13 protein-coding genes are annotated in these 15,170 nt (G+C 72.6%); 9 read left to right on the top strand and 4 right to left on the bottom strand.

Annotated features, from left to right (window positions below):
- The first annotated feature begins 153 nt into the window (after positions 1-153).
- The 9 genes from J7I94_RS27960 to J7I94_RS27920 all read left to right on the top strand — a co-directional run bounded on the left by J7I94_RS27960 (position 154) and on the right by J7I94_RS27920 (position 10,110).
- The gene (locus J7I94_RS27960) at positions 154-1,143 is read left to right on the top strand and encodes a polyprenyl synthetase family protein (protein ID WP_215171312.1); all 990 of its coding nucleotides are present in this window, start codon (positions 154-156) and stop codon (positions 1,141-1,143) included.
- 28 nt (positions 1,144-1,171) lie between these two features.
- Positions 1,172-3,181: a tryptophan 2,3-dioxygenase family protein gene (locus J7I94_RS27955; RefSeq protein ID WP_215171310.1), complete on the top strand. Its 2,010-nt coding sequence runs from the start codon at positions 1,172-1,174 to the stop codon at positions 3,179-3,181.
- A 160-nt stretch (positions 3,182-3,341) separates the two neighbouring features.
- On the top strand, positions 3,342-4,367 hold the full coding sequence (locus J7I94_RS27950; RefSeq protein ID WP_215171308.1) for a polyprenyl synthetase family protein: 1,026 nt from the start codon (positions 3,342-3,344) through the stop codon (positions 4,365-4,367).
- 94 nt (positions 4,368-4,461) lie between these two features.
- Complete coding sequence (locus J7I94_RS27945; protein WP_215171306.1) at positions 4,462-5,631, top strand: cytochrome P450; 1,170 nt, start codon at positions 4,462-4,464, stop codon at positions 5,629-5,631.
- 5 nt (positions 5,632-5,636) lie between these two features.
- The gene (locus tag J7I94_RS27940) at positions 5,637-5,852 is read left to right on the top strand and encodes a ferredoxin (RefSeq protein WP_215171450.1); all 216 of its coding nucleotides are present in this window, start codon (positions 5,637-5,639) and stop codon (positions 5,850-5,852) included.
- A 35-nt stretch (positions 5,853-5,887) separates the two neighbouring features.
- The gene (locus J7I94_RS27935; protein ID WP_215171304.1) at positions 5,888-7,678 is read left to right on the top strand and encodes an FAD-dependent monooxygenase; all 1,791 of its coding nucleotides are present in this window, start codon (positions 5,888-5,890) and stop codon (positions 7,676-7,678) included.
- Between the two features lie 2 nt (positions 7,679-7,680).
- A complete protein-coding gene (locus J7I94_RS27930; RefSeq protein WP_308114727.1) occupies positions 7,681-8,070 on the top strand; it encodes a limonene-1,2-epoxide hydrolase family protein in 390 nt (129 codons plus the stop codon).
- Positions 8,071-8,072: 2 nt separating this feature from the next.
- Positions 8,073-9,266: a hypothetical protein gene (locus tag J7I94_RS27925; RefSeq protein WP_215171302.1), complete on the top strand. Its 1,194-nt coding sequence runs from the start codon at positions 8,073-8,075 to the stop codon at positions 9,264-9,266.
- A gap of 25 nt (positions 9,267-9,291) precedes the next feature.
- Positions 9,292-10,110 (top strand): hypothetical protein, encoded by an 819-nt coding sequence (locus J7I94_RS27920; RefSeq protein ID WP_215171300.1) that lies wholly within the window; start codon positions 9,292-9,294, stop codon positions 10,108-10,110.
- On the opposite strand, the gene J7I94_RS27915 is transcribed toward J7I94_RS27920, so the two are convergent.
- The 4 genes from J7I94_RS27915 to ispH all read right to left on the bottom strand — a co-directional run bounded on the left by J7I94_RS27915 (position 10,103) and on the right by ispH (position 15,135).
- Complete coding sequence (locus J7I94_RS27915) at positions 10,103-10,744, bottom strand: response regulator transcription factor (RefSeq protein ID WP_251075853.1); 642 nt, start codon at positions 10,742-10,744, stop codon at positions 10,103-10,105. The two genes, J7I94_RS27920 and J7I94_RS27915, sit on opposite strands and share 8 nt — an antisense overlap.
- A 417-nt stretch (positions 10,745-11,161) precedes the next feature.
- Positions 11,162-12,313, bottom strand: a complete 1,152-nt coding sequence (ispG, locus tag J7I94_RS27910; RefSeq protein WP_215171298.1) for a flavodoxin-dependent (E)-4-hydroxy-3-methylbut-2-enyl-diphosphate synthase — start codon at positions 12,311-12,313, stop codon at positions 11,162-11,164.
- Positions 12,310-14,124, bottom strand: coding sequence for a 1-deoxy-D-xylulose-5-phosphate synthase (locus tag J7I94_RS27905; RefSeq protein ID WP_215171296.1), 1,815 nt, complete (start codon positions 14,122-14,124; stop codon positions 12,310-12,312). Before J7I94_RS27905 ends, ispG begins: the two co-directional genes overlap by 4 nt.
- 12 nt (positions 14,125-14,136) lie before the next feature.
- Positions 14,137-15,135, bottom strand: a complete 999-nt coding sequence (gene ispH / locus J7I94_RS27900) for a 4-hydroxy-3-methylbut-2-enyl diphosphate reductase (protein WP_215171294.1) — start codon at positions 15,133-15,135, stop codon at positions 14,137-14,139.
- Positions 15,136-15,170 lie beyond the last annotated feature (35 nt).

Below are 15,170 nucleotides of genomic sequence, written 5' to 3'. Positions count from 1 at the left end.
CCCCCTCCGGCCCCTGCTTCCGGCCCCTCCGGCCCCGGTCAGGTCAGGTCCGGACCGGGTTCCGGGTCAAAGATGCCATCCCTGGGGACCACTCGGGCCGAGGCCGGCCGCCGGTGACGACAGCCCTGGTACGGCCTGCCTAACGTCGTGTTCATGACCGACATCGATGTGCCTCAGGTCGCTGATCCCGAGGTGGCGCACATCGTGCGGGCCGAGGTCGAGAACCGGTGGCCGCACGACGTTTCGGGACTCGACGAACTGGTGCGGTACGGGCTGATGCCCTTCGGCAAGATGATGGGCCCCTGGCTGGCCATCCGGTCCAGTCTCGCGGTGGGAGGTGACATCGCCACCGTCCTCCCCGCGGCGGTGGGTGTGGAGTGCGTGCAGGTCGGCGCGATGATGCACGACGACATCATCGACAGCGACGGGGAACGGCGCAGCAAGCCGGCCGCGCACACGGTGTTCGGGCCGTCGGCGGCGATCGTCGGCGGGGACGGACTGTTCTTCCACGGCTTCGCCGCCCTCGCCGAGTGCCAGGAGGCCGGTGCCTCCCCGGCGCGGGTCGCCCGGGCGCTGACCGTGCTGGCCAGGGCCGGACTGCGGATCGGGGACGCGGCCCTGCGGGAGATCCGGATGAGCCGGGGCATCTGCTCCGTCGACACCTACCTCGACATGATCGCGGACAAGAGCGGCGCCCTGCTGTGGATGGCCTGCGGCGTCGGCGCCACCCTCGGCGGAGCCGACGACACGGCCCTGAAGGCGTTCAGCGAGTACAGCGACCAGCTGGGCATCGCGTACCAGATACGCGACGACCTGATGGCCTACGACGGAACGCGCGCGGGCAAGCCGAACATCTCCGACGTCCGCAACGGCCGTCCCACCCTGCCGGTGCTGCTCGCCCACGAACGGGCCACCGCCGAACAGCAGCGGCGGATCGAGCGGCTGCTCGCCGATGTCTCCGTACCCGTCGACGAGCGCTACGAAGCCATGGCGGAACTGGTCCACGCCTACGACGGCACGGCGGCGGCCCGCGAGGTGTCGCACCGTCATGTGCGGGTGGCCGCGGCGGCGCTCCAGGCCCTGCCGCCCGGCGTGCACCGGGACGCGCTGATGGACCTCACCGTGCCCGGCCGCCTGGTGTAGCGCGGAATCACCCCGAGGAGTTGGCCCGATGTCCTCCCCGACCTACGCGTCGTACCTGCGTCTCGACGAACTGCTCTCGCTGCAGCAGCCGCTCACCCCGGCGGAACAACGGGACCTGAGCGACAGCGAACGGCTCTTCATCGTCGTCCACCAGGCGTCCGAGACCCTGCTCAGCCAGGCCCTCGTCGACCTCAGACACATCGAGCCCGCCCCGTGCGGACCGCAGTGCCTCGCCGACCGGCTGGAGCGCGTGATCCGGCTGATGGACGCCCTGACGGGGCAGTTGACGCTGCTGCGCCACGCGCTGCGCCGGGAGGACTTCCTGCGGTTCCGGGACCGGTTCGGCACGGCGAGCGGGCTGGACTCGGAGCAGTTCAGGGAGCTGTTCACCCGGGTCAGGCGGCTGACGAAGAACGGCGTGGGGGACCGTACGCCGCAGGAGGCCCGGCTGCTCGGCGAGCTGGACGACGCCGTACGGCGGTGGCGCACCACCCACCTGGAGATGGTCAGCCACATGCTCGGCGAACTGCCCGGCACGGGCCAGACCTCCGGCGCCGGCTTCCTGGCCGCCCGCCTGGACGGCACACCGCAGCCCGAGCGGCCCGCCGCACCGCGGACCCGCCCGGCCTCCGAGGACACCCCCCACCCCCGGCCGCTGCCCACGCCGTCCGCCTCGTCCGCCCGCCCCTCGCTGGGGCACGTGGTCGTCATGGGCGGCAGTGTGGCGGGGCTGCTCACCGCACACGTCCTCGCGGACCACGCGGAACGGGTCACCGTACTCGAACGCGACCACTACGAGGCCGGCCCCGCACCCCGCGCGGGGGTACCGCAGTCACGCCACACCCATGTCCTGCTCACCAGCGGCATGCACGCCCTGGACGAACTGCTGCCGGGGCTGCTGCCCGAGCTGACCGAGGCGGGCGCGCCACGGCTCGCGGTGCCGGGGGACCTCGGGGTGTGGCAGGCGGAGCAGTGGATATCCCGCCGCAACCCGTCCCAGCCGATCATGACCCCGTCCCGCCCCCTCCTGGAACACCGCGTCCGCGGCCGGATCGTGTCCGACCCCCGCGTCGAGGTGCGGACGGGGGTGGAGGCGACGGGCCTGCTCGGCCGCCCGGGACACATCACCGGCGTCACCGTCCGGGACCGCGGCGGCGACCACCACTCCCGGCGGGAGCTGGCGGCCGACCTCGTGGTGGACGCCACCGGACGGGCCAGCCGCACCCCCCAGTGGCTGACCGACCTGGGCGGCCGGGCCCCCGCCGAAGAGGTGGTGGAGACCGGACGGGCGTACGCCACCTGCGTCTTCCACGCCGACGACCCGGACGCGGACCTCAGGGGCTTCTACATCGTGCCCGACGCCGGGCAGCCGTTCGGCGCCATCGTCCTGCCCGCCGAGGACGACCGCTGGATGGTCACCCTCTCCGGACCGCGCGACCGGACGCCGCCCATCGACGCCGAGGGCTTCGTCGACTACGCCGGCCTGCTGCCGCACCCCGCCGTCCACAAGTGGCTGAGCACCGCACGCCCGCTCGCCCGGCCCGTGGGCTACCGGCACACCGCCAACCGGCGCCGCCGCTACGACCGGCTGGGCCGGGAGAACACCGGACTGCTCGTCGTCGGGGACGCGGCGTGCGCGCTCAACCCCGTCTACGGGCAGGGCCTGTCCGCGGCGGCCCTGAACGCGGTCGCCCTCAGGAACGAACTGGCCGGCCCGCTCGCCCCCTCGGCGCACGCCCTGCAACGGGCGGTGCTGCGCTCCTCCCGCTCCGCCTGGGAGGTGGCGACGGGTGCGGACAGCCCCATGCCGGGCGCCACCGGCAACGCGGTGCGCACCGGCCCGCTCGCCCGGCTGCTCAACCGCTACCTCGGCCGGGTGCGCGACCACGTGCCGAGCGATCCGGTGATGTGCGCCGCCAACCGCGACGTCCTCTTCCTGCTGACCCCGCCCCACACCTTGCTCACCGACCCGCGGGTCCTGCGGCGGGCCCTGCTGGGCACCGCCCGGCCCACCTCCCGTGACCTGCCCACGCCGTGACCACCTCCAGCCGACGAAGGTGCAGCATGCGACACGCCAGTACGCCCCCGGACCGTCCCCGCGCGGACCGGTCCCGGACGGTTCCCCGACTCCCGGTCCAGCTCCCGGTCCAGCTCCCGGCCCGGCTCCCGGTCCGCCTCGCGGGTGGCCGGTGGGGCTCATGACGACGACCCCGGTCCGCAGCGAATCGCCGGTGCTCGACACCGGCCGTACGATGCTCGGCCCCGCCCTGCGCGACGCCGTCCGCGCCCACCTGGGGCCGGAGATGAGCCGGATCGCCCAGTACCACTTCGGATGGACCGACGCCGAGGGCCGGCCCACCGGCAGCTGGGGCGGGAAGATGGTCCGGCCCACCCTGGCCCTGCTGTCGGCGCGGGCGGCGGGCGCGTCCGCCGCGGACGGACTGCCCGCCGCGCTCGCCGTGGAGCTGGTGCACAACTTCTCCCTGCTGCACGACGACATCATGGACGGCGACCGCACCCGCCGGGGCCGGGCCACCGCCTGGACGGTCTTCGGGGCGCCCAACGCCATCCTGGCCGGCGACGCGATGGCCACCGCGGCCACCTCCGTGCTGCTGACCGCGCCGGGCGCGGGGGCCCGCTCCGCCACCGTGACCCTGATGGCCGCCACCCAGCGGATGATCGACGGCCAGGCATCCGACGTCGCGTTCGAACGGCGCGACGACGTGACCCTGGCCGAGTGCCTGCGCATGGCCGGCGACAAGACGGGCGCGCTGCTCGGCTGCGCCTGCGCGCTCGGCGCCGACCTGGTGGCTGCCGAACCCGCCCTGGTCGAACGGCTCGCCGCCTTCGGCGAACACATCGGCCTCGCCTTCCAGCTCGTCGACGACCTGCTGGGCATCTGGGGCGATGCGGACCGGGCCGGCAAACAGATCGGGGCCGACCTGCGGGTCCGCAAGAAGTCCCTGCCCGTGGTCGCGGCCCTCAACGCGCCCGGTACGGAGGAGCTGCGCGCCCTGTACCTGAGCCCCGAGCCGCTGACCGAGCGCGCCGTCGAGCGCGTCGCCGACCTCGTGGAGCGGGCCGGGGGACGGGACTGGGCACAGGACGAGGCGGCCCGGCAGGTCGCCGCGGCGGAGACGTGCCTGGCCACCGCCGGGATCGCCGACGACGTGCGCGACGAGTTCCTGGAGGTCGCCGGGTTCATCCTCGGCCGCCAGCTCTGACACCCCTCTCGATGTCCCCCTCCCGCTGTCCCCCTCTTGCTGACTTCCTCTTGATGTCTCCCTTCCGTTTTCCGTTGAACAGAAAGGCCGACCCATGACCGAGTCCAGGGCGATCCCCATCGGAGGCCGGGCCGACGGCTGCCCGTTCGCTCCCGTCCAGGAGCTGTACGACGCGCAGAAGGACGAGGAACTGCGCCGGGTCCAGGTGCCCAGCCCGATGCTGGGCTCCTTCGACGCGGTCGTCGTCACCCGGTACGAGGACGTCAAGGCCGTGCTCGCCGACGACCAACTGCGCATGGGCGGGTCCATGCCGTACCAGGCGGGCAACCTGCTGAGCTACGACGGACCCGAACACACCCGGCTGCGCCGCATGCTCACCGGCTCCTTCACCACCAAGCGGGCCCGGGAGCTGCGGCCGCAGATCCAGGGGGTCGTCGACTCCGCGCTGGACGCGGTGGAGGAGGCCGGCCACGGCGCGGACCTGGTGCAGCTCTTCTGCACCCCCATCCCGACGCTCGTCATCTGCGAACTGCTGGGCGTGCCCTACGCCGACCGCGAGGAGTTCCAGCAGCGCACCGTGGTCGCGCTGGACTTCAACTCCAGCCGTGAGACACAGATGCAGAAGGCCGCCGAGATGGAGGCCTACATGGCCGGGCTGGTGGCCCGCCACCGCGAGGAGCCCGGGGACAACGTCCTGGGCCGGGTGGTGCGCGAGTACGGCGACCAGCTCACCGACAGCGAACTGGCCGGCATCGGCAACATGCTGCTCATCGCCGGGCACGAGACGATCGCCAACACCCTGTCGGCGTCCGTCGCCCTGCTGCTCCAGCACCCCGACCAGCTCGCGGTGGTCCGCGACGACCCCGAGGCGGTCGACGGGGCGGTCGAGGAACTGCTGCGGTACTGCGCCCCGGCCACGATCCTGCCGCGCCAGGCGGCCGGCCCCATCTGCGTGCGCGACCAGCGGATCGAGGAGGGCGAGCGGGTCGTGGCGTCCGTCCTGGCCGCCAACCGGGACCTCGGCACGGCCGACCAGGACCTGGACCGGCTGGACGTACGCCGTCCCGTGCAGCGCCACCTCACCTTCGGCTTCGGCCCGCACCAGTGCCTGGGCCAGCAACTGGCGCGCATGGAGCTGCGGGTCGCCCTGCCGGCGCTGCTCACCCGGTTCCCCGCCCTGCGGCTGGCCGTCCCGCAGGAGGAGCTGGACTACCGCACCAACGCCCTGGTGTTCGGGGTGAACAGCCTGCCGGTCGCCTGGTGAGCGGCCTGCGCGTCGAGACCGACGAGAGCCGGTGCCTCGCGGTCGGCAACTGCGCCCTGCTCGCACCGGAGGTCTTCGACCAGAGCGACGAGGACGGCACGGTCGTCCTGCTGGACGCGGCCCCGCCCGAGCACGCGCACGCCTCGGTGCGGGAGGCGGCCGAGCGGTGCCCGGCCGCCGTCATCACCCTGCGCGCACACACACCGGCCGGCCATGAATGACCCACGACCCAGGGGAAAGAGACCAGGGGAAAGCAATGCGTGACACAGAGGTGCCCGTTCTCGTCGTCGGTGGCGGCGGCTGCGGACTCGCCGCGTCGGTCTTCCTGTCCGAGGCGGGCGTGCGCCACCTGCTGGTGGAGCGGCGCGAGTCGACATCCGTACTGCCCCGGGCGCACTACCTGAACCAGCGCACCATGGAGATCTTCCGGCAGTACGGCATCGCCGACGACGTCTACGGGATCAGCTGCCCGCCGGACAACATGAGCGAGGTCGTCTGGAGCACCTCGCTGGCCGGCGACGGCCCGGTGGACGCCCGGGAGCTGCACCGGATGGAGTCCTTCGGCGGCGGCAGCCCGACCGGACCGTACGCGGTCGACAGCACGGGCCCGTCGACCAACCTGCCGCAGCACCGGCTGGAACCGCTGCTGCGCCGGCACGCGGAACGACGGGCCCCGGACAGCCTGCTGTTCCACCACGAGATGACCGGCTTCACCCAGGACGAGCACGGCGTCACGGCGCGGGTGACCGACCGGACCACCGGCGAGGTGAGCACCGTACGCGCCCGCTACCTGCTGGGCGCCGACGGCGGCCGGAGCGTCGGCAAGGCGCTCGACGTGGCCATGGACGGCGCGGGAGGCGGCTTCACCATCATCTCCGTCCACTTCAGCGCCGACCTGTCGCGCTGGTGGCCCGGTGACAAGGTGCTGATGACCCACATCATCAGCCCTGAGGGCGAGGTCTCCGTGGTGGTGGCGACCGGGCCCCGCTGGGGCCTGGCCTCCGACGAGTGGGCGCTGCACTTCCGGGTGCCGCCCGGCGCCGAGGCGGACCTCGGCACGGAGGCGATCGCCGTACGGGTGCGCGAACTCCTCAAGCTGCCGGGGGAGTTGGATGTGCGGGTCCACCACGTCAGCGAGTACCGGCCGGAGGCCGTGGTCGCCCGCTCCTTCCGGGTCGGCCGGGTCTTCCTCGCCGGGGACGCCGCGCACCGGCAGCCGCCCGCCGCCGGGGGCGGCCTGAACACCGCCGTCCAGGACGCGCACAACCTCGCCTGGAAGCTCGGGGCCGTGCTCGACGGCCGCGCCGGCGAGGCGCTCCTCGACTCCTACGAGGCGGAACGGCTGCCCGTCGCCCGGCGCAACGTGGGCTGGGCGATGAACTGCCTGCTCAACTACGGTGTGCTCTTCGCGAGCCTCGGCGTGGTCCACGGCCGGCCCGAGGCCACCCGGGCCAACTTCCACGAGCTCCTCGCCGACACCCCCCTGGGGCAGACCCGGCGGACCGTGGTGCGCGAGGTGTTCGGCACCCAGCGCATCGAGTACCAGGCGCACGACATCGAACTCGGCCACTCCTACCCGGCCGGCGCGGTGGTCCCCGACGGCACCCCGCCGCCGCCCCGGGACCCCACGGGCGCGACGTACCACCCGGTGGCCCGGCCGGGACACCGGCTGCCGCACGCGTGGCTGCGGCACGGCGACACCCGGGTGTCGACCCACGACCTGGTCGACGGCCGGGCCGGCTTCGTACTGATCACCGGACCGCTGAGCGAGTGCTGGGCGGTCGCGGCGAAGAAGGCCGAGGACACCCTCGGGGTGCCGCTCACCGTGGTGTCCGTCGGCGGCCGGGCCGGCGCGGCGGACTACTGGGACGCCGACGGCGCCTGGACCGCGGTGCGCGGGACCGGCGACGACGGCGCCGTCCTGGTACGGCCGGACCAGCACATAGCCTGGCGCAGCGCGCAGGCGGGCCCGCGCGTCGACCAGGAACTCGGCGCCGCGCTCCGCCGGATCCTCGGGCACGCCGACGCGACCACCACCGGGAGCTGACCGTGCCCGTCACCGACGCCGAACGCGTCGTCCAGGACTTCCTGACCCGGATGGGGCCGACCCCGGACGACGTCAGGAAGACCATGGACGGTTTCCTGACCGACGACTGCGTGTGGGAGAACCCGGGGGCCCCGGTGTGCCGGGGCAAGGAGGAGATCTTCGCACTGCTGCCGGCCGACTTCGCGCGGCTGGAGGTCCGCTTCCGGCACCTGGCCACCACCGGGCACACCGTCCTGGCCGAGCGGATCGAGAACATGCTCCGCACCGACGGCACCCCGATCGCGCTGAACCTGAGGGTGATGGCGGCGTTCGAGCTGCGCGACGGCCGGATCAGCGCCTGGCGGGACTACTACGACCACACCCACCTCATCTCCGAGCGCCCGGACTGGTGACCATGACGAACGACCGAACGGAACTGCTGAACCTCCGGGCCGACCTGGTGAGCCGGGTCCACAAGTTCGGCCCGGTCTTCGCGGAGGGCGTCGCCGAGGGGGAGCGGGAGCGGCGGCTGCCCGAGGCCACGGTGCGCGCGATCGACGAGTCACAGGTGAGCCGACTGTGGACCGCGAGCGCCTACGGCGGCCTGGAGACCGACGTCCGCACCATGAGCGAGGTCGCCAAGGCCCTTTCCCACCACTGCCCGTCCACCTCGTGGGTGGTCAACAACATCAACGGGTCGAACCTGCTCGCCGCGAAGTTCCCGCAGGCCGCCCGGGACGAGGTGTTCGGGAGCGACCCCGGCGCCAAGCTGGCCTCGGTCTTCGCGGCCACGGGCACCGCGGTCCGTACCGACGGGGGCTTCCTGCTCACCGGCAACTGGCCGTACGCCACCGGCATCCTGCACGACGACTGGGCGATCCTGGTCGCCAAGGAGGTCGACGGCGACGGCCGGCCGGTGGGCGGGCTCTCCCTGCTGGTGCCCGCCGCCGACCTGACGGTCGAGGACACCTGGCACACCGTCGGCATGCGCGGCACCGGCAGCCACACCGTCGTGCTCCGGGACGCGTTCGTGCCCGAGCACCGGGTGATCCCGGCCGAGCGGCAGCGGGGACGGGAGAACGCCACCGACACCACCCTGCCCCCGCTGTTCCGGACGGCCGCGATCGCGGCCATGGGCGTCGTCTGCGCCTCCGTGGTGGTCGGCGTCGGCCAGGCCGCGCTCGCCCTCGTCGTCGACCGGGCGCCCGGCCGGTCCATCGCGCCCAGCACGTACACCAGCCAGCCCGGCTCCCAGACCTTCGTCTCCGCGCTCGGCCAGACCGCCCTGACGATCGACGCGGCCGAACTCCACGTCAACCGGGCCGCCGACGTCATCGACGACGCCGCCCGCGCGGCCGTGGACCTCCCGGAGAGCGAACTGCGCCGGATCCGCGGGGACGTCGGCCAGGCGGTCAACCTCGTCACCGTCGCCCTCGACGAGCTGATGTGGGCCCACGGCGCCGCCGCCTTCGCCGAGTCCAACCCATTGCAGCAGTACTGGCGCGACGCCAACACCGCGGCCCGCCACGCCCTGCTCAACCCCCGCATCGGGCGGGAACTGTACGGCGGTTCGTTCTTCGGCCTGGACCTCGTCGTGCCCAGTCTCTGACCCACCCACCAACCCAAGGATCACCATGGTCTGGTTGCCTCCCGTTCTCATCCCGATGTCGCAGGTCGCACCGGTCACGGAGGGGCCGGCCGACGTACCGGACGCGCTCTTCTGGGCCCTCGCCGGGCCGACCGCGGCCGGCTGGCTGCTGACCTACGTCCTGGCCATCCGGCAGGCGTTCACTGACCGGCGGGTGGGCATCCCCGCCTACCTGGTGGCGGTGAACTTCGCCTGGGAGTTCAGCCTGACCTTCGTGCTGGAACAGACCCCCACCCAGCGCCAGATCAACGTCCTGTGGGTGATGTTCAACGCCGTCCTGCTCTACCAGGCGCTGCGGTACGGACCGCGCGACTATCCCGGGCTCACCCCGCGGGTCTTCCGGTGGAGCTTCGCCGGGGTGCTGCTGTGGGCGGCGGTGATGGTCGTCGTGGGGGCCAACGAGTTCCACGACCGGGACGGCATGTACACCGGGATGATCATCCAGGTGCCGCTGAGCGCCTCCTTCCTGCTGCTGCTCAAGCGGCGCGGGTCCAGCACGGGGCAGTCCATGCAGCTCGCCGTCGCCAAACTCGTGGGCTCCCTCTTCGCCGGCCTGACCGCCTTCGTCGTCTACCCGTCCCACCACCTGCTCCAAGTGCTGGTGCCCACCTACGTCGCCCTGGACATCGCCTACGTGGTGCTGCTGCGCCGGACGATGCGCCGGGAGGGACGGCCGCTGTGGGCGTCTCGCGCGCCCGCGGCCGTCCCCGGCGCCTCCGCCGTCCCCGGCCCGGCCGAAGCCGGTGCCGACGCGGCGGAAGCCGGTGCCGGGCGGGCTCAGGAGCGCCGCAGCCCGGTCAGATGACGCCGCTGCGCAGCGCGTAGGCCACCGCGTGCGGCCGGTTGCGCAGGTTCAGGCGCCGGGTGACCCCGAAGACGACGCGTTTGACGGCCCGTTCCGACAGGCACATCCGGTCGGCGATCTCGGCGGTGTCCAGGCCCTCCGACATCAGCCGCAGCACATCGATCTCCCGGGGGGTCAGTCCGGAGGTGTGCAGGCCGTGCGGTGACAGCACCTCGCGCTGCATCCGCTCGATCTGCCGCAGCAGTTCCCCGAGCAACTGGGTGGGGTAGACGCCGCCGCCGGCCGCCGCGGTCAGCACCGTCTCCTGGATGCGGTTGCTGGTGGCGGCGACCCGCGGCAGTACCGCCACCACATTGCACTCCACCGCGGTGAACAGGTCGGTCCGGTCGATCTCGGACGGGATCAGCACCACCGGCACGCGGAGGGTGTCCTTGATCTTGCGCAGCAGCGACGTCACCTCCACGGTCATCCGCTCGGCGACGATCACGGCGACATCCACCGGATCGGGGCGTTCCGGCGAAACCACCTCGATGTTCGGCGCGGAATCGAGATGACCGCTCACCGCCGATTGCGTGAGCGGGTCCGGAGCACGCACGAGGGCTTTTATCGAACGTACCGTGGTGTTGGCGGTCATGGTGGATCCTCCAGGAAAGGCAGCGTGTTCGCCGGGACATCCGGTCGGAATGCCAGGCGTCGAAGTGGTACTTCCTGAGCCGTTTCGCGGTGTTCGCGGTGTCGTCCGCTCAACACGTCCGGAAAGGTCGACGCGACCGGGTGAGCCGGCCGCGGGACGGGCCCGGACAGGTGGTCCTGCTGCGCATCCCTGGGTCGTGGACGAGGTCCTGGCGCTGAAGCGCCGGTATTCGCCGCACAGCCGGTGTTTCGTGCGTGTCCGGCTTGGGGTCGTACTGTGCCAACACGTCAAAGCTCCCCGAGAGTGGCCTGATGTGGTCCGAGACAGTCGGAAAACGATGTCAAGAACGATACTGAGGCCGACCTCGGGGAGCCGGTGGAGCGCGGTGTTCCTGTTCCTTCAGGGGGAATCCCTCATTCAGCCGGCGACGACCGAGACCGACCCTCCGTCGACCGGTTCCATCGTCTCGGCGAGGACCAGGGCCTCCTCGATCAGGGTCTCCACGATCCGGTGCTCGGGCACGGTCTTGATGACCTTCCCCTTGACGAAGATCTGCCCCTTGCCGTTGCCGGACGCCACACCGAGGTCGGCCTCGCGCGCCTCCCCGGGGCCGTTGACCACGCACCCCATCACGGCGACCCGCAACGGCACCTCCATGCCCTCCAGCCCCGCGGTGACCTCCTCGGCGAGCTTGTAGACGTCCACCTGGGCCCGGCCGCAGGAGGGGCAGGAGACGATCTCCAGCTTGCGGGGCCGCAGGTTCAGCGACTGCAGGATCTGCCCGCCGACCTTGGCCTCCTCCACCGGCGGGGCGGACAGGGACACCCGGATGGTGTCGCCGATGCCCTGGCGCAGCAGCGCGCCGAACGCCACGGCGGACTTGATGGTGCCCTGGAACGCCGGCCCCGCCTCGGTGACCCCCAGGTGCAGCGGGTAGTCGCAGCTCTCGGCGAGGATCTCGTACGCGCGGATCATGATCACGGGGTCGTTGTGCTTGACCGAGATCTTCAGGTCGTGGAAGCCGTGCTCGGCGAAGAGCGACGCCTCCCACAGCGCCGACTCGGCCAGCGCCTCCGGCGTGGCCTTGCCGTACTTGCGCATCAGGCGCGCGTCCAGCGACCCCGCGTTCACCCCGATCCGGATCGGGGTGCCGTGGTCCCGGGCCGCGCGGGCGATCTCGCCCACCTTGTCGTCGAACTTCTTGATGTTGCCCGGGTTCACCCGCACCGCGGCGCACCCGGCCTCGATGGCCGCGAAGACGTACTTCGGCTGGAAGTGGATGTCGGCGATGACCGGGATCTTGGACTTCGCGGCGATCGCGGGCAGCGCCTCGGCGTCGTCGGCGCTCGGGCAGGCGACGCGGACGATGTCGCAGCCGGCGGCGGTGAGTTCGGCGATCTGCTGGAGGGTGGCGTTGACGTCGGCCGTCACGGTCGTGGTCATCGACTGCACCGAGACGGGGTGCTCGCTGCCCACCCCGACCGATCCCACCCGCAGCTGACGGGTGGGCCGGCGTTCGGCGAGGGTGGCAGGTGGCAGAGCGGGCATACCGAGCGCGACCTGGGTCACCGCGGTGTCCTTTCCGAAAGGGGTGCTGATGGGTGTGTCGCCGCGACGGCGCCGTGCAGGGCGAGCGCGGTCTCCGCGACGGAACGCGCGGTGAGGCCGTGTTCGGCGAGGACGGCCGGCCGTTCACCGTGGTCCAGGAACTCCCGGGGCAGTCCCAGCGCGTGCACCGGGGTGCCGACCCGGGCCTCGGCGCAGGCCTGGGCCAGCGCGGCGCCCACGCCGCCGACGCGCACCCCGTCCTCGACACAGAGCGCGATCCGGTGCCGGGACGCCAGATGGGTCAGGGCGGGACTGGCCGGCAGCACCCAGCGCGGGTCGACGACGGTCACCCCGACGCCCTCATCGGCCAGCAGCTCCGCCGCCTCCAGCGCGGGGGCGGCGAGGACGCCGGTGGAGACCAGCAGGACGTCGAGCGGCCGGGACCGGGTGCGGTGCAGGATGTCCACGCCCTCCATCCGGGTCAGCGCGGGGATCTCCGGACCGGCACCGCCCTTGGGGAACCGCAGCGCGGTGGGACCGTCGTCGACGGCCAGCGCCTCGCCCAGCAGTTCGGCGAGCCGGACGGTGTCGCGCGGCGCCGCCACCCGCATCCCGGGCACCGCGCCCAGCAGGGCGAGGTCCCACATGCCGTGGTGGCTGGGCCCGTCGGGGCCGGTGACCCCCGCGCGGTCCAGCACGAACGTCACCGGCAGGCGGTGCAGGGCCACGTCCATCATGATCTGGTCGAGGGCGCGGTTGAGGAAGGTGGCGTAGAGGCAGACCACCGGGTGCAGGCCGCCCATCGCCAGCCCCGCGGCGCTGGTGACCGCGTGCTGCTCGGCGATGCCCACGTCGAACACCCGGTCCGGGAACCGCCGGGCGAACCCGTGCAGACCGACCGGGCGCAGCATCGCGGCCGTCAGCGCGACGACGTCGGGCCGCTCGGCGGCGAGCCGCTCCAGCTCCGCGCCGAACGCGCCGGTCCAGCTGGGCGACGAACCGCCCCGCGGCCGTCCCGTGGCCGGGTCGAGGACACCGATGCCGTGCATGCGGTCGGCCTCGTCGTTCTCGGCCGGGGCGTAACCGCGGCCCTTGTCGGTGACACAGTGCACCACGACCGGCTGGTCCAGGTTCTTCGCCAGCTGGCAGGCCAGTTCGACGGCGCCGATGTCGTGCCCGTCCACCGGGCCGAGGTAGGCGAAGCCGAGCGTCTCGAACAGGGTCGGGCTCGGGGGCCTGCCGCCCCGCAGCTCCGCCAGGTGCTCGGCCAGCCCGCCGACCGTGGGGTCGTAGGAGCGGCCGTTGTCGTTGAGGACCACCACCACCGGCCGCTTGCCGCTGCCGAGGTTGTTCATGGCCTCCCAGGCCATGCCGCCGGTCAGCGCGCCGTCCCCGATGACCGCGACCACCCGGCGGTGCTCCTCGCCGAGCAGCCGCTGTGCCTTGGCCAGGCCGTCGGCGTAGGACAGGGCCGTGGAGGCGTGCGAGTTCTCCACCAGGTCGTGCGGGGACTCCGCGCGCAGCGGATAGCCGGACAGTCCGCCCGTCGCGCGGAGCGTGTCGAAGGCGGCCTGCCGGCCGGTGAGGATCTTGTGGACGTAGGACTGGTGGCCGGTGTCGAAGACGATGCGGTCCGTCGGCGAGTCGAAGACCCGGTGCAGCGCGATGGTCAGCTCCACCACGCCGAGGTTGGGACCGAGGTGTCCTCCGGTGGCGCAGACCTTGTCGACCAGGAACTCCCTGATCTCACGCGCCAGTTCGGGCAACTGCTCGGGAGGCAGTTCCTTGAGCTCCCGCGGACCGGTGATCCGGCCGAGCACACTCGATGACACGTCTCTCCTCGCTCAGCTGGAACGCCCGTCCGCCGTCCGCCGCGTGGTGCGGCGTACCGGCGAGGGCAGGTCGAAACTCACCGTCTCGCGGGCGATCTCGCGCTCCTCGACCTGGACCGGACCGAAGGTGCCCAGCCGGTCCACGACCTCGGTGACCAGGGCGGGCGGCGCCGAGGCGCCGGCCGTGAGCCCGACCGTGCGCACGTCCGTCAGCCACTGCGGCCGGATGTCGTCGGCCCGGTCGATCAGCTCGGCGCGGGTGCCCTCGCGGCGCGCGAGTTCCACCAGCCGTACCGAGTTGGAGGAGTTCTCCGAACCGACGACCAGGACGAGGTCGGACTCCTCGACGATTGCCTTGAGCGCGGCCTGCCGGTTGGTGGTGGCGTAACAGATGTCGTCCGTGGGAGGTTCCTGCAACTGCGGGAACCTGTCCTTCAGCGCGCCGACGACCTCGGCGGTCTCGTCGACCGCGAGCGTGGTCTGGGTCAGGTAGGAGAGCTGCCCGACGTCGGGCGGCAGGTCCTGGACCTCGTCGGGTGTCGAGACCAGCACCATCGACTCCGGTGCCTCACCGAGCGTGCCCTCGACCTCCTCGTGCCCGGCATGGCCGACGAGCACGACCGTGTCGCCGCGGGCCGCGAACCGGCGTGCCTCGGCGTGCACCTTGGCGACCAGGGGGCAGGTTCCGTCGATGACGTCGAGGCCGCGCCGGTCCGCCTCCCGGCGCACGGCGGGGGAGACCCCGTGCGCGGAGAACACCACCGTCGCCTCGTCGGGCACCTCGTCCAGCTCCTCGACGAAGACCGCGCCGCGCCGCGCGAGGTCGTCGACGACGGTGACGTTGTGCACGATCTGCTTGCGGACGTAGACCGGGGCGCCCCGCTGCTCCAGAGCCCGCTCCACGATCTCGATGGCCCTCTCGACACCCGCGCAGAAGGAACGGGGGCCGGCCAGCAGGACTCGGCGGGCGACGCCGTCCCCCGCGTACTCGTACGAGCTCACATCAGCCATGATCGGGACAGTAGGGACGGCACGGCAGCGGTTCT

It is taken from the genome of Streptomyces sp. ISL-12, from assembly GCF_018614415.1.
In the GTDB taxonomy this organism is placed as follows: domain Bacteria; phylum Actinomycetota; class Actinomycetes; order Streptomycetales; family Streptomycetaceae; genus Streptomyces.
Note: the sequence above shows the minus strand (reverse complement) of the source record. Positions and strands in the feature narration are given on the sequence as shown.